We start from the raw sequence: 13,356 nt of genomic DNA on the forward strand, positions 1-13,356 counted from the left end.
GGATGAAATGGATTTTTTTAGCACGCAGAATATCTTAGTACATATACCCATCGGCGCCGGGGGGTATGATCTCTCCTGGATAGAGGCCGTGGGGACCATCGCCGGGCTGCTGTGCATCTGGCTGGCGAGCCTGGAGAAGATCAGTAACTATGCTTTCGGGCTGGTCAACGTCACGCTGTTCGCCATCATCTTCTTTCAGATCCAGCTGTATGCCAGCCTGCTGCTGCAGCTGTTCTTCTTTGCCGCTAACGTTTACGGCTGGTATGCCTGGTCGCGACAAAGCAGCAACCATGAGGCTGAGCTGCAGATCCGCTGGCTGCCGCGCAGCAAAGCGCTGGGCTGGCTGGCGGCCTGCGTGGTGGCGATCGGCTTGCTGACCCTGTTTATCAACCCGTTCTTTGCTTTCCTGACGCGGATCGCGGTCAGCCTGATGCAAGCGCTGGGTCTGCAGGTCTCCATGCCGGTGCTGCAGCCGGATGCCTTCCCGTTCTGGGACTCCTGCATGACGGTGCTGTCGGTGGTGGCGATGATCTTAATGACCCGCAAGTATGTCGAGAACTGGCTGCTGTGGGTGATTGTCAACGTGATAAGCGTGGTGATTTTTGCCCGCCAGGGCGTCTATGCCATGTCGCTGGAATACCTCTTGCTGACGTTCATTGCGCTGAACGGCAGCCGGATGTGGATAAACAGCGCGCGTGAGCGAGGTTCTCACGCGTTTTCTGGCTAATGGTGGTGGTGATGATCGTGCCCGGCGTGCATCGTGTTGAGATGGCACTCCGGGCCGCTGCAGGGCTGGTACTCCATCTGCACCGTGGCATGCTCAATTTCATATTTATGTTCCAGGAAATGCAGGATGCGGTTGAGTAACGCATCATGATCGTGCGGCGGGACCACCTGAACATGGAGCGTCATCACCGGTTTTTCCCCCACCAGCCAGACGTGGACGTGGTGAACATCGCGTACCTCCGGGATAGAGCGACGGATATCCCGCTGCAGGGCCGCCACATCCAGCGAACGCGGCGCGCCTTCCAGCAGTTCATTCAGACTCTCCTTCAGTAATCGCCAGGCGCTACGTAATACCAGGCAGGAAACCAGTACGGAAAGGATCGGATCGACAGGCGTCCAGCCGGTGGTGAGGATCACCACGGCCGCCACGATCGCGCCGACCGAGCCCAGCAGGTCGCCCAGCACGTGTAGCGCCGCAGCGCGCACGTTGAGATTCTGCTCTTCACTCCCCCGATGCAGGATCCAGAAGGCCAGCACGTTGGCCAGCAGGCCGGCGACCGCAATCACCATCATCGTCACGCCGGCCACCGGCTGCGGATGCTGGAAGCGCTGAATGGCCTCCCAGACAATCAAAATGGTAATCACCACCAGGGCAATGGCATTGAGAAACGCCGCGAGGGTGGTCAAACGCAACCAGCCAAAGGTATGGCGGGTATTCGGTGGGCGACTGGCGAAGCGAACCGCCAGCAGCGCAAACAGCAGGGCGGCGGAATCGGTGAGCATATGGCCGGCATCTGCCAGCAGGGCCAGTGAGCCGGAGATTGCGCCGCCGACGGCTTCAATCAACATAAAACCGGCGGTGACGATAAACGCCCATCGCAGCCGGCGAGCGTTACTGCTGTCCGGAGCCTGGGCAGGGGAGTGCGAATGCGGGTGGGCCATCGTGTCGTCCCTTGATAGTTATCATTATTACGCTATGACATCATAAACAGAGAGCGATAACAAACGAAGAAAAGGCGAGCCTGGCTCGCCTTTTCTTCGTTTGTTCCCAGCGTATCACTTACTGGGTGGTACCGTCGGTTTTGCTGTTATCGTGGTTCATGCTGCCGCCATTGTCCAGTTTCTTACCGGTGTCCGGACAGCGGCCGTCTTTACACATCGAGTTTTTATGCACTTCATCGCTCGACATATTGTCCTGGCTCATCGTCGAGCCATCAGGATGGAGCATGGTGCCGCCAGAGCCAGAATTAATCTGGTTATTGTCCACATTGTTTGGCGCCACGTTCTCACGGGCATCCGGCGCCACCTGACCGGCATCCGCGGAAGAGTTGGCCTGGCCATTATTGGACTGGGCGCCGGTGTCTGCCGCCAGGGCCGCGCCGCTGGCAAGACCTAAGGTGGCGGTGAGTAAAAGGGTCGTCAGTTTTTTCATATTCATCGGATACTCCTGTTAAACCGGGAAGGGGAAATGCGCTTCCCGCGGTGAGTGTGCCAGGGATCTGACTCGCTATGGTTAAAGACTCCGCAGACGATCGCAGTGTCACTATATAATCCTGAAACGTAAGACTTAATTAGCTTTAACAGTTAATTATTGTAGTGCATGAGCCTGGTTTCGCTACTTTATGGCGTATTTTTGCCTATTTCCAGGATTATTCCATCACTACTGTAAAATCACGTTTACACTTTTTCGGCGAAGAGATAGATTGGAGGGATTGCATTTCATTGAATAAGTATGGCAACGCTGGAAAGAAGATGAATTATCAGAACGACGATTTACGCATTAAAGAGATCAACGAATTATTACCTCCCGTTGCGCTCCTGGAAAAATTCCCTGCTACCGAAAATGCTGCAAATACCGTTGCGCATGCTCGCAAAGCGATCCATCAGATCCTCAAGGGCGACGATGATCGTCTGCTGGTAGTGATTGGGCCCTGTTCGATTCACGATCCGGCAGCGGCGAAAGAGTACGCTTCCCGTCTGCTGCCCCTGCGCGAGGCATTGAAGGGCGAGCTCGAGATCGTCATGCGGGTCTATTTTGAAAAACCGCGCACCACCGTCGGCTGGAAAGGGCTTATCAACGATCCCCATATGGATAATAGCTTCCGCATCAACGACGGGTTGCGCATCGCGCGCAAACTGCTGCTGGACATTAACGACAGCGGCCTGCCGGCGGCGGGGGAATTCCTCGATATGATCACCCCGCAGTATGTCGCCGATCTGATGAGCTGGGGCGCCATTGGGGCGCGTACCACCGAATCCCAGGTTCACCGTGAACTTGCCTCCGGACTCTCCTGCCCGGTGGGCTTTAAGAATGGTACCGATGGCACCATCAAGGTGGCTATCGACGCGATTAACGCCGCTGGCGCACCGCACTGTTTCCTGTCGGTCACTAAGTGGGGCCACTCCGCTATCGTGAATACCAGCGGTAACGGCGACTGCCATATTATTCTGCGCGGCGGCAAAGAGCCGAACTACAGCGCGAAGCACGTGGCGGACGTGAAGATCGGCCTGGCGAAAGCGGGCCTGCCGGCTCAGGTGATGATCGACTTCAGCCATGCCAACTCCAGCAAGCAGTTCAAGAAGCAGATGGAAGTGGGCGCGGACGTATGCCAGCAGATTGCCGGCGGTGAGCGGGCGATCATGGGCGTGATGATTGAAAGCCATCTGGTGGAAGGCAACCAGAGCCTCGAGAGCGGTGAACCGCTGACCTACGGCAAGAGCGTCACCGATGCCTGCATCGGCTGGGAGGATACCGAAACGATCCTGCGTCAGCTGGCGGAAGCGGTGAAAACCCGCCGCGGCTAAGCGAATCTGCGCTGGCGCAGGCAATAAAAAAAGCGTGGAGATTTCCACGCTTTTTTGTTTTTACCGGGAGGAATTACTTCGCTTTACCCTGGTTGGCGACGGCAGCCGCTTTCGCCGCGATCTCTTCCGCATTGCCCAGATAGTAATGTTTGATCGGCTTGAAGTTTTCATCGAACTCATACACCAGCGGTACGCCGGTCGGGATGTTCAGTTCGAGGATCTCGTCTTCGCCCATGTTGTCGAGGTATTTCACCAGCGCGCGCAGGGAGTTACCGTGAGCGGCGATGATCACGCGCTCACCGCTTTTCAGGCGCGGCAGAATGGTTTCGTTCCAGTAAGGCACGACGCGGTCGATGGTCAGCGCCAGGCTTTCAGTGGTCGGCAGTTCGGCGTCGGTCAGTTTTGCATAGCGCGGATCGTGGCCCGGGTAGCGCTCGTCGTCTTTGGTCAGCTCCGGCGGAGTGACAGCGAAGCCGCGACGCCACTGTTTAACCTGCTCGTCACCGTATTTCTCAGCGGTTTCCGCTTTGTTCAGGCCCTGCAGCGCGCCGTAATGACGCTCGTTCAGCTTCCAGGATTTCTCAACCGGCAGCCAGGCCTGATCCAGTTCGTCCAGCACGTTCCACAGGGTGTGGATGGCACGTTTCAGCACGGAGGTATAAGCAAAATCAAAGCTGAAGCCTTCAGCCTTCAGCAGTTTACCTGCCGCTTTCGCTTCGCTAACGCCTTTCTCGGACAGATCAACGTCGTACCAACCGGTGAAGCGGTTTTCGTTGTTCCACTGGCTTTCGCCATGACGAACCAGTACCAGCTTAGTTACAGCCATTCTCTTACTCCTCTCTACACGCCATCCCTCGCGCCGCGAACGGTGCGCTGAATATGTTGGTGTATGTGTTATTGATTGATAACTATTCTCATTATATTGCCGTGATTTGGCTCACGGCAATGCTTATCCCTAACCATAGCGAAAATAGTGGCTCAGTGTAAGGTGCTTGTAAAACACAGGTTATTTTTTTGTCCTTTGGTGACGGAAAATAGAGCAGGTTGCTGAAAAAAGAGGCGACAGAGAGGAGGGCGGGGACGAAAAACAGCGCCCCCGGCGGAGGGCGCTGGCGATTAACAGGCGATAAACTGATATTCCGTCAGGCTGACGTACTCCTGGCCCGGACGTAACACACAGTCCGGCTGCGGCCATTCCGGATGATTCGGCGAATCCGGCAGGAATTCGCTCTCCAGCGCCAGCCCCTGCCAGTCGGCGTAGGGCTCCGTCGTCTGCGACGGGGTGCCGCCGAGATAGTTGCCGGAGTAAAACTGCAGCGCCGGAGCGGAGGTATAGACCGTCATCTGCAGCTTGCCGTCCTGCGACCAGACCTGCGCCGCAGGCTGGCTGGCGTCGCCTTTGGCATCCAGCAGGAAGGCATGATCGTATCCCTTCACCTTTTGCTGATCGGCGTCGGCGAGGAAGTCGGCGGCGATGGTTTTCGGCTGGCGGAAATCAAAGCTGGTGTTAGCAACATCTTTGAGTTCACCACCCGGGATACCGTCGCTTTCCACCGGCAGATACCTCTGGGCGAGGATCTGCAACTGGTGCTGGCGCACGTCGCGCTGGTCACCGTCGAGGTTGAAATAGACGTGATTGGTCATGTTCACCGGGCAGGGTTGGTCCACGGTGGCGCGATAGGTAATCGCGATGCGGTTATCGTCGGTCAGACGATAGTGCGCGGTGGCCTGCAGAGTGCCGGGGAAGCCTTGATCGCCATCGGGCGAGGTCAGGGCGAACAGCACTTCCTGCTCGTCGGCGCGGACAATGCGCCAGCGGCGCTTATCAAACCCTTCCGGGCCGCCGTGGAGCTGGTGGCCCGCGTCGTTTGACGGCGTGACGTTGACGAGCTGGCCGTCAAGCGGGAAGCGGCTATTGCCGATACGGTTGGCGTAGCGGCCTACCGAGGCGCCAAGAAACGCGGCCTGGCGGGCATAGTCCTCCAGCTTCGCACAGCCCAGCAGCGGATGGCGCAGGCTGCCATCAGCCAGCGGCACCTCGGCGCTGAGCAGCGTCGCGCCCCAATCCGCCACGGTAACGGTCATCCCCGCCTTATTGCGCAGGGTCACCTGCTGCCAGGGCTGGCCGTCCGGCGCCAGCGCGGTGGTTTGCGTTACCATTGGCCTGCCCCCTGTGACGGTTTGCAGACATAGAATGTCTCTTTAATACCGGTTTTCGCTTCATACGTTTTAGCAACGGCCTGCTGAACGGTATCGACCAGATCTTCCGGGACCAGCGCTACCACGCAGCCGCCAAAGCCGCCGCCGGTCATGCGTACGCCGCCTTTATCACCGATCGCGGCCTTAACGATCTCCACCAGAGTGTCGATCTGCGGGACGGTGATCTCGAAATCATCGCGCATCGAGGCATGGGATTCGGCCATCAGCTCACCCATCCGCTTCAGGTCGCCTTTTTCGAGGGCGCTGGCGGCTTCCACGGTGCGGGCATTCTCCGTCAGCACATGGCGTACGCGCTTCGCGACGACCGGATCCAGCTCATGGGCGACGGCGTTAAATTGCTCGAGGGTAACATCGCGCAGGGCGGGCTGCTGGAAGAAGCGCGCGCCGGTTTCGCACTGTTCACGACGGGTGTTGTACTCGCTGCCGACGAGGGTGCGCTTAAAGTTGCTGTTGATGATCACCACCGCCACGCCTTTCGGCATCGAGACGGCTTTGGTGCCCAGCGAACGGCAGTCGATCAGCAGCGCGTGGTCTTTTTTACCCAGCGCCGAAATCAGCTGATCCATGATGCCGCAGTTGCAGCCGACGAACTGGTTTTCCGCCTCCTGGCCGTTCAGCGCAATTTGCGCGCCATCCAGCGGCAGATGATACAGCTGCTGGAAAACGGTCCCGACGGCGACTTCCAGCGAGGCTGAGGAACTTAATCCCGCGCCCTGCGGTACATTGCCGCTGATCACCAGATCCGCGCCGCCAAAGTGGCTGTTCCGCTGCTGCAGATGCTTTACCACGCCGCGGACATAGTTCGACCACTGCTGGGTGTCGTGGCTGATAATCGGCGCGTCGAGAGAGAACTCATCGGTCTGATTGTCGTAATCGGCGGCAATCACCCGCACCGTACGATCGTCGCGCGGCGCGCAGCTGATCACCGTCTGGTAGTCGATGGCGCAGGGCAGCACAAAACCGTCGTTGTAATCGGTATGCTCGCCGATCAGGTTGACGCGGCCTGGCGCCTGAATGACATGGCTGGCCGGATAACCGAAGGCGTCAGCAAACAGGGTTTGGGTTTTCTCTTTCAGACTCATCATTACACTCCGGATTCACGAAAATGGACGTCGCTGACGGCGCGCAGTCGTTCGGCAGCTTGCTCGGCGGTCAGATCGCGCTGGGTTTCGGCCAGCATTTCATAGCCAACCATAAACTTGCGGACCGTCGCGGAGCGCAGCAGCGGCGGAAAAAAGTGGGCATGAAGCTGCCAGTGGTGATGGTCTTCGTCGTTAAACGGCGCGCCGTGCCAGCCCATGGAGTAGGGGAATGAGCACTGGAACAGGTTGTCGTAACGGCTGGTCAGCTTTTTCAACGCCAGCGCCAGATCGCTGCGCTGGGCGTCGGTGAGATCGGTAATACGCTGCACGTGCGCTTTCGGCAACAGCAGCGTTTCGAATGGCCAGGCGGCCCAGTAGGGCACGACCGCCAGCCAGTGCTCGGTGTCCACCACCGTGCGGCTGCCGTCGGCCAGTTCGCGCTGAACATAGTCCAGCAGCATCGGCTGACCTTGTCCGGCGTAATACTCTTTCTGCAGACGGTCTTCCCGTTCCGCTTCATTGGGCAGGAAGCTATTGGCCCACACCTGACCATGCGGGTGAGGGTTGGAGCAGCCCATCGCTGCCCCTTTGTTTTCAAAGACCTGGACCCACGGGTAGCGTTTCCCGAGGTCCGCGGTCTGTTCCTGCCACGCTTTAACCACGCCTTCCAGCGCTTCAAGGCTCAGTTCCGGCAGCGTTTTGCTGTGGTCTGGCGAGAAGCAGATCACCCGACTGGTGCCGCGCGCGCTCTGACAGCGCATCAGCGGATCGTCACTCTCCGGTGCGTCCGGAGTGTCGGTCATCAGGGCCGCAAAGTCGTTGGTAAACACGTAGGTACCGGTGTAATTCGGGTTGGTGTCGCCGGTGACCCGGGTATTACCTGGGCACAGGAAACAGTCCGGATCGTGGGCTGGCAAGGTCTGTTTTGCCGGCGTTTCCTGCGCCCCCTGCCAGGGGCGCTTGGCGCGATGCGGAGAAACCAGAATCCACTGCCCGGTTAACGGGTTATAACGACGATGTGGATGGTCAACGGGGTTAAATACGCTCATGAAGGTTCCTTAGTCTGGATAACCCTGCGGATGACGGGACTGCCAGTGCCAGGTGTCCTGCGCCATTTCGTCCAGGTTGCGCGTCACGCGCCAGTTCAGCTCGCGGTCGGCCTTGGCAGCATCCGCCCAGTAGGCCGGGAGGTCGCCATCGCGGCGCGGCGCGAAATGGTAGTTAATCGGTTTGCCGCAGGCCTTGCTGAAAGCATTGACCACGTCGAGCACGCTGCTGCCGACGCCGGCGCCAAGGTTGTAGATATGGACCCCGGCTTTGTCAGCCAGTTTTTCCATGGCCGCGACGTGGCCATCGGCGAGGTCCATCACGTGGATATAATCGCGTACGCCGGTGCCATCTTCAGTCGGGTAGTCGTTACCAAAGACGGCCAGCGAGTCGCGACGGCCAACGGCGACCTGGGCAATGTACGGCATCAGGTTGTTAGGGATCCCCTGCGGGTCTTCCCCCATGTCGCCCGACGGATGGGCGCCAACCGGGTTGAAGTAACGCAGCAGGGCAATGCTCCACTCTGGCTGGGCTTTTTGCAGGTCAGTCAGGATCTGCTCCACCATCAGCTTGCTTTTGCCGTACGGGCTCTGCGGGGTGCCGGTCGGGAAACTTTCGACATACGGGATTTTCGGCTGATCGCCGTAGACGGTGGCGGAGGAGCTAAAGATGAAGTTCTTCACGCCCGCGGCGCGCATGGCAGAAACTAATTTCAGTGTGCCGGTGACGTTATTGTCGTAATATTCCAGCGGCTTGGCGACGGACTCCCCGACGGCTTTCAGCCCGGCGAAGTGGATCACCGCCTCAATGGCGTGATCGTGGAGGATCTCCGTCATCAGCGCTTCGTTACGAATATCGCCTTCAATAAAGGTGGCTTCTTTGCCGCCGAGACGCTCAATCACCGGCAGTACGCTGCGCTTGCTGTTGCAGAGATTGTCGAGGATCACCACCTCATGTCCCTGCTGCAGCAGTTGAACGCAGGTATGACTTCCAATGTAACCGCTACCACCTGTAACCAGAACTTTCATGATTCGCTCCATTCGGCTTATCGTGTATGAGGAAGATAGCATATCAAAGAAGTGAAAAGTGTGACACAGGGCAAGTTAGTGGAATCGTTTACACTTGATGGTGAAACGACATAAATTCAAATTTTTTATTTTTAATACAGATGGTTAGGTGGCTTTTCCGCTATTTTTCTGAAAAATACCAGGGATCTTTCGACCCCCGGCAGGGGGCATCAGGCCACAGGACCGAGCTGATAAGTGTAACCGTCTCCACTGGGAACGAACGCCAGGCGATGGGTAATACAGTCCGGGGCATCTTCCGCATGGTGCGAGACAAACAGCAGCTGTGTGGCCCCTTCGCCAATCAACACGTCGACAAAGCGGCGCACCAGCTGGCGATTGAGGGGATCCAGCCCCTGCAGTGGTTCATCGAGGATCAGCAGGGTCGGATGCTTCACCAGCGCGCGAACGATAAGCGCCAGCCGCTGCTGGCCCCACGACAGGCTATGAAACGGCGCGTCGGCGGTGCGTTTATCAATGCCGAGAATATCCAGCCACTGTTGCACCAGCTTGTGTTGCTTGTCCGAGACCGCCTGATAAATGCCGATAGAGTCAAAATAGCCCGACAGGATGACGTTGCGGACGTTGGTGCTGACCCGGTAGTCCAGATGCAGGCTGCTGCTGACGTAGCCGATATGCTTTTTAATATCCCAGATGGTCTCACCGCTGCCGCGACGGCGGCCAAACAGCGTCAGATCGTTGCTGTAACCCTGTGGATGATCGCCGGTGATAAGGCTCAGCAGCGTGGATTTACCGGCGCCGTTGGGGCCGACGATCTGCCAGTGTTCGCCCGGGTTCACGGTCCATGAGAGGTGATTGATGACAGGGTGATCGTTGTAGGAGACCACCCCGTCATTGAGCACGATACGCGGCGCCGAGTCTGCCAGCGCATGACGGGCTGGTGGAACATCCGGCTCCGGCAGGGTGATGCCGTCCAGTTTTTCACTGTGCGCCAGCTGGGCGACCAGCGCCTGCTGCAGCAGGGAAGACTTCTCGCCGGTCTCGCTGAGGGTGCAGTCAGCCAGCACGCCGGCGAATTGTACAAACTCCGGGATCTCATCGAAGCGGTTGAGGACCAGCACCAGGGTGATGCCGGCGCGGTGCAGGTCGGCCAGCAGGGCAGCCAGCTGCTGGCGGGAGTTGACGTCGAGGCCGTCGAAAGGTTCGTCGAGGATCAGCAGTTGCGGATCGGTCATCAGGGCCTGACACAGCAGGGTCTTACGCGTTTCCCCGGTCGACAGGTACTTAAACCGGCGGTCCAGCAGGGCGCTGATGCCAAACTGTTCGGCCAGGCGCGCGCAGCGGGCAGGATCTTTTACCTCATCCTGGATAATCTCTGCGGTGGTGCGGCCGGTGTCTTCTTCGCCGGGGCTGAGCAGGTCGGTGTTATTGCGCTGCCACTCGTCGCTGACCAGCTTCTGCAACTGCTCGAAGGAGAGGCGGGTTACGCGGGAGAAGTGGCTTTCGTGCTGGCCGCTGAGCAGGGTCAGGTCGCCAGCCAGAGCCCGCGCGAGGGCGGATTTGCCGCTGCCGTTGCTACCGACAAACGCCCAGCTTTGACCCGCTCTCAGGTTCAGCTGGTCTATTTTTAAGGTTTTTGTATCGCTCAGGCGAAACGTGCCTTGCGAAATTTGCAATGATGACATGATGTATCCCATTTTTTGCAGCGATGTGCATCAGGGATACGACTTCGGGCGCGTAATGTCAATGGGGTCAGCATAACGTCGCGAGAATGATGCGATCGGCATTGAAGTAAGCGATCGCCTCCGTCCCTTCCGCCAGGCCAGACGTCTGCGCCTGTGGCAGAGTGGCGCACAGGGTCTGACCGTCGGCCAGCGTCATCAGTACTTCGCACTGCCCGGACCCGCATTCGATATGGCTGATACGTCCCGACAGCTGGTTATCGGCCTGGCGGGCCACGTCGGGGTCGAGGGTGATGCCGACCCAGGGGGCCTTCAGCAGGACCAGCACCTCCTGGCCCTCATCGAGCCCCAGCTTCTCAGCGCTTTGCGCGGTGATGGCGACGGTCAGGCGCGTCTGCCCGTCGGCCAGCAGTACCTCGACGTGCTGCTGCACCTGCTGGCGATCGCGGCCGGTTATGGTGCCGAACCACTGGTTGCGGGCGCTGGTCTGCAGGGAAAAGCGTGAGATGGCCGCCAGCAGGCTGTCCAGCGGCAGGGCATCGTCATCGCTGAGCACATCAAACGCTTTCTGCTGGATCTGCGCCAGCAGATCGTACAGTTGGATCAGCCGCTGCCCATAGCGGGTCAGCACTGCGCCGCCGCCGCCTTTACCGCCGGTGGCGCGATCCACCAGCGGTTGTTCGCTGAGCTGGTTCATCTCGTTGATGGCATCCCACGCGCTTTTGTAGCTGATACCCGCGTGCTTGGCCCCCTGGCTTATCGAACCGGTCTGGTCAATTTGTTTGAGCAGGGCGATCCGCCGGGGATCGGCAAACAGGCGCTGCTGTAGCTTAAGGGTAAGAAGAATTTCGGCCTGCATAATCGTTTCCTGACAAAAAAGGGTATTGTGACCGATAGTCACCCGCTTGCAAAACCTCTGTGCGCGGTTTTGTCATTACCCACCGCACAAATGGGGCGTGTTTTTTCGGCTGAAACCGTTACAATCAGCAAATCATACTATCTGGAGTGAACCATGTTAGAGCTTTTGAAAAGTCTGGTTTTTGCGGTCATCATGGTACCGGTGGTGATGGCGGTCATCCTGGGACTGATTTACGGTCTTGGCGAAGTGTTCAACCTCTTCTCCGGCGTAGGCCACAAAGATCGCAGCCAGCAAAATCATTGATTTCCCGGCGCCCGGTTTAACCGGGCGCTGTGCTATTTCCCTCCTGTATCATTTCCCTTCGTTTTATTGTCCTGTGTCACTATAAAAATGCTCTGCATATCGTTATATTGTCGAATACATAACGCATTGACAGGAGATTCAGATGGCAGGTTCTTGGTTACGCGGGGTTATCGGGGTATCACTCACGCTGTGCGTCGCGGGTCAGGCGCAGGCGGCAGAGGGGAAAGTGACCGTTTTCGCCGCCGCATCGTTAACCAACGCGATGCAGGATATTGCCCAGGCGTATAAGAAAGAGAAAAACGTCGATGTCGTGTCGTCGTTTGCCTCGTCGTCGACGCTGGCGCGGCAAATTGAAGCGGGCGCACCAGCCGATCTGTTTATCTCCGCCGATCAGAAATGGATGGATTACGCCGCAGACAAAAAGGCCATCGACCCGGCAACCCGTGCCACCCTGCTTGGCAACAGCCTGGTGGTGGTCGCGCCGAAAGCCAGCGCGCAGGGGGCGATTACCATTGATGAGAAAACCGACTGGACCAGCCTGCTGAAAGGAGGCCGTCTGGCGGTGGGCGATCCGCAGCACGTTCCGGCAGGCATCTACGCTAAAGAGGCGCTGCAGAAACTCGGCGCCTGGGAGACCTTGTCGCCGAAACTTGCCCCGGCGGAAGACGTGCGCGGCGCGCTGGCCCTGGTGGAGCGCAACGAAGCGCCGCTGGGGATTGTCTATGGCTCCGATGCCGTGGCCAGCAAAGGGGTTAAAGTGGTCGGCACCTTCCCGGAGGCCTCGCATCAGAAAGTCGAGTACCCGCTGGCGATTGTCGATGGTCATCGCAATGCGGCCGTGAGCGCTTTCTATGACTACCTGAAAGGGCCGGAAGCGTCCGCGATTTTTAAACGTTACGGATTTACCACCCGCTGATGTTTCTGAGCGAACCCGAATGGCAGGCGGTGCTGCTGAGCCTGAAAGTCTCCTCCCTGGCGGTGGCCTTGAGCTTGCCTTTTGGCATCTTTTTTTCCTGGCTGCTGGTTCGGCGCACCTTTCCCGGCAAGGCGCTGCTCGACAGTATTCTCCATTTACCGCTGGTGCTGCCGCCGGTGGTGGTGGGGTATCTGCTGCTGGTGGCCATGGGGCGGCGCGGGTTTATTGGCAGTTGGCTGTATGACTGGTTCGGCATCAGCTTTGCCTTCAGTTGGCGCGGGGCGGTGCTGGCGGCGGCGGTGATGTCTTTCCCGCTGATGGTGCGCGCCATTCGCCTGGCGCTGGAAGGGGTGGACGTCAAACTGGAGCAAGCGGCGAGAACCCTCGGGGCCAGCCGCTGGCGAGTGTTTATGACTATTACGCTACCGCTGACTCTGCCGGGGATTATTGTCGGCACAGTGCTGGCCTTCGCCCGCTCGTTAGGGGAGTTTGGCGCGACCATCACGTTCGTCTCCAATATTCCCGGCGAAACGCGCACCCTGCCTTCGGCGATGTACACCTTGATCCAGACCCCGGGCGGGGAGGGGGCGGCGGCTCGCCTCTGCCTCATCGCCATCGGACTGGCGCTGGTTTCGCTGCTGATTTCGGAATGGCTGGCCCGCGTGAGCCGCCAGCGCATGGGAGGATAATG

14 protein-coding genes are annotated in these 13,356 nt (G+C 58.6%); 5 read left to right on the forward strand and 9 right to left on the reverse strand.

Annotated elements, in window-relative coordinates:
* Window positions 1–7 precede the first annotated feature (7 nt).
* Window positions 8–727, forward strand: coding sequence for a nicotinamide riboside transporter PnuC (gene pnuC, locus AS136_RS04490; protein ID WP_008805696.1), 720 nt, complete (start codon window positions 8–10; stop codon window positions 725–727).
* On the opposite strand, the gene zitB is transcribed toward pnuC, so the two are convergent.
* Complete coding sequence (zitB, locus tag AS136_RS04495) at window positions 724–1,668, reverse strand: CDF family zinc transporter ZitB (protein ID WP_008805697.1); 945 nt, start codon at window positions 1,666–1,668, stop codon at window positions 724–726. The genes pnuC and zitB overlap by 4 nt on opposite strands.
* Window positions 1,669–1,786: 118 nt before the next feature.
* Complete coding sequence (locus AS136_RS04500; protein WP_012542423.1) at window positions 1,787–2,164, reverse strand: YbgS-like family protein; 378 nt, start codon at window positions 2,162–2,164, stop codon at window positions 1,787–1,789.
* Window positions 2,165–2,478: 314 nt separating this feature from the next.
* On the opposite strand from AS136_RS04500, the gene aroG reads away from it, so the two are divergent.
* Window positions 2,479–3,531 carry a 3-deoxy-7-phosphoheptulonate synthase AroG gene (aroG, locus tag AS136_RS04505; RefSeq protein ID WP_012542422.1) on the forward strand — a complete coding sequence of 351 codons (1,053 nt, stop codon included), beginning with the start codon at window positions 2,479–2,481 and terminating at the stop codon, window positions 3,529–3,531.
* 73 nt (window positions 3,532–3,604) lie between these two features.
* Here the strand turns inward: aroG and gpmA are convergent, their stop codons facing one another.
* From gpmA to modE, 7 genes are all read right to left on the reverse strand, one after another.
* Window positions 3,605–4,357 carry a 2,3-diphosphoglycerate-dependent phosphoglycerate mutase gene (gene gpmA / locus AS136_RS04510; RefSeq protein WP_002895089.1) on the reverse strand — a complete coding sequence of 251 codons (753 nt, stop codon included), beginning with the start codon at window positions 4,355–4,357 and terminating at the stop codon, window positions 3,605–3,607.
* 290 nt (window positions 4,358–4,647) lie between these two features.
* Window positions 4,648–5,691, reverse strand: coding sequence for a galactose-1-epimerase (galM, locus tag AS136_RS04515; RefSeq protein ID WP_008805700.1), 1,044 nt, complete (start codon window positions 5,689–5,691; stop codon window positions 4,648–4,650).
* The gene (gene galK / locus AS136_RS04520; protein ID WP_061155300.1) at window positions 5,685–6,833 is read right to left on the reverse strand and encodes a galactokinase; all 1,149 of its coding nucleotides are present in this window, start codon (window positions 6,831–6,833) and stop codon (window positions 5,685–5,687) included. Before galK ends, galM begins: the two co-directional genes overlap by 7 nt.
* Window positions 6,834–6,835: 2 nt before the next feature.
* A complete protein-coding gene (galT, locus tag AS136_RS04525; protein WP_063266673.1) occupies window positions 6,836–7,882 on the reverse strand; it encodes a galactose-1-phosphate uridylyltransferase in 1,047 nt (348 codons plus the stop codon).
* Window positions 7,883–7,891: 9 nt separating this feature from the next.
* Complete coding sequence (galE, locus tag AS136_RS04530; RefSeq protein WP_012542419.1) at window positions 7,892–8,908, reverse strand: UDP-glucose 4-epimerase GalE; 1,017 nt, start codon at window positions 8,906–8,908, stop codon at window positions 7,892–7,894.
* A gap of 209 nt (window positions 8,909–9,117) precedes the next feature.
* Window positions 9,118–10,590, reverse strand: coding sequence for a molybdate ABC transporter ATP-binding protein ModF (gene modF, locus AS136_RS04535; RefSeq protein WP_063266674.1), 1,473 nt, complete (start codon window positions 10,588–10,590; stop codon window positions 9,118–9,120).
* Window positions 10,591–10,657: 67 nt separating this feature from the next.
* A complete protein-coding gene (gene modE, locus AS136_RS04540) occupies window positions 10,658–11,446 on the reverse strand; it encodes a molybdenum-dependent transcriptional regulator (protein WP_023322245.1) in 789 nt (262 codons plus the stop codon).
* 153 nt (window positions 11,447–11,599) lie between these two features.
* Here modE and AS136_RS25980 point away from each other — a divergent pair, with 153 nt between their 5' ends.
* From AS136_RS25980 to modB, 3 genes are all read left to right on the forward strand, one after another.
* Window positions 11,600–11,749, forward strand: coding sequence for an AcrZ family multidrug efflux pump-associated protein (locus tag AS136_RS25980; RefSeq protein WP_002895156.1), 150 nt, complete (start codon window positions 11,600–11,602; stop codon window positions 11,747–11,749).
* A 142-nt stretch (window positions 11,750–11,891) separates the two neighbouring features.
* On the forward strand, window positions 11,892–12,665 hold the full coding sequence (modA, locus tag AS136_RS04545; protein WP_016160514.1) for a molybdate ABC transporter substrate-binding protein: 774 nt from the start codon (window positions 11,892–11,894) through the stop codon (window positions 12,663–12,665).
* Entirely contained in the window at window positions 12,665–13,354 is a 690-nt protein-coding gene (gene modB / locus AS136_RS04550; RefSeq protein ID WP_008805707.1) for a molybdate ABC transporter permease subunit, read from the forward strand. Before modA ends, modB begins: the two co-directional genes overlap by 1 nt.
* Window positions 13,355–13,356: the final 2 nt, after the last annotated feature.

The organism is Klebsiella sp. D5A (genome assembly GCF_001620885.1).
Taxonomy (GTDB): Bacteria; Pseudomonadota; Gammaproteobacteria; order Enterobacterales; family Enterobacteriaceae; genus Klebsiella; species Klebsiella variicola.

Coding starts and splice junctions, on each gene's coding strand:
- gpmA (WP_002895089.1), bottom strand. CDS start 4,357: ATGGCTGTAACTAAGCTGGTACTGGTTCGTCATGGCGAAAGCCAGTGG.
- zitB (WP_008805697.1), bottom strand. CDS start 1,668: ATGGCCCACCCGCATTCGCACTCCCCTGCCCAGGCTCCGGACAGCAGT.
- galT (WP_063266673.1), bottom strand. CDS start 7,882: ATGAGCGTATTTAACCCCGTTGACCATCCACATCGTCGTTATAACCCG.
- galM (WP_008805700.1), bottom strand. CDS start 5,691: ATGGTAACGCAAACCACCGCGCTGGCGCCGGACGGCCAGCCCTGGCAG.
- modE (WP_023322245.1), bottom strand. CDS start 11,446: ATGCAGGCCGAAATTCTTCTTACCCTTAAGCTACAGCAGCGCCTGTTT.
- galE (WP_012542419.1), bottom strand. CDS start 8,908: ATGAAAGTTCTGGTTACAGGTGGTAGCGGTTACATTGGAAGTCATACC.
- modF (WP_063266674.1), bottom strand. CDS start 10,590: ATGTCATCATTGCAAATTTCGCAAGGCACGTTTCGCCTGAGCGATACA.
- modB (WP_008805707.1), top strand. CDS start 12,665: ATGTTTCTGAGCGAACCCGAATGGCAGGCGGTGCTGCTGAGCCTGAAA.
- AS136_RS25980 (WP_002895156.1), top strand. CDS start 11,600: ATGTTAGAGCTTTTGAAAAGTCTGGTTTTTGCGGTCATCATGGTACCG.
- aroG (WP_012542422.1), top strand. CDS start 2,479: ATGAATTATCAGAACGACGATTTACGCATTAAAGAGATCAACGAATTA.
- galK (WP_061155300.1), bottom strand. CDS start 6,833: ATGAGTCTGAAAGAGAAAACCCAAACCCTGTTTGCTGACGCCTTCGGT.
- modA (WP_016160514.1), top strand. CDS start 11,892: ATGGCAGGTTCTTGGTTACGCGGGGTTATCGGGGTATCACTCACGCTG.
- AS136_RS04500 (WP_012542423.1), bottom strand. CDS start 2,164: ATGAATATGAAAAAACTGACGACCCTTTTACTCACCGCCACCTTAGGT.
- pnuC (WP_008805696.1), top strand. CDS start 8: ATGGATTTTTTTAGCACGCAGAATATCTTAGTACATATACCCATCGGC.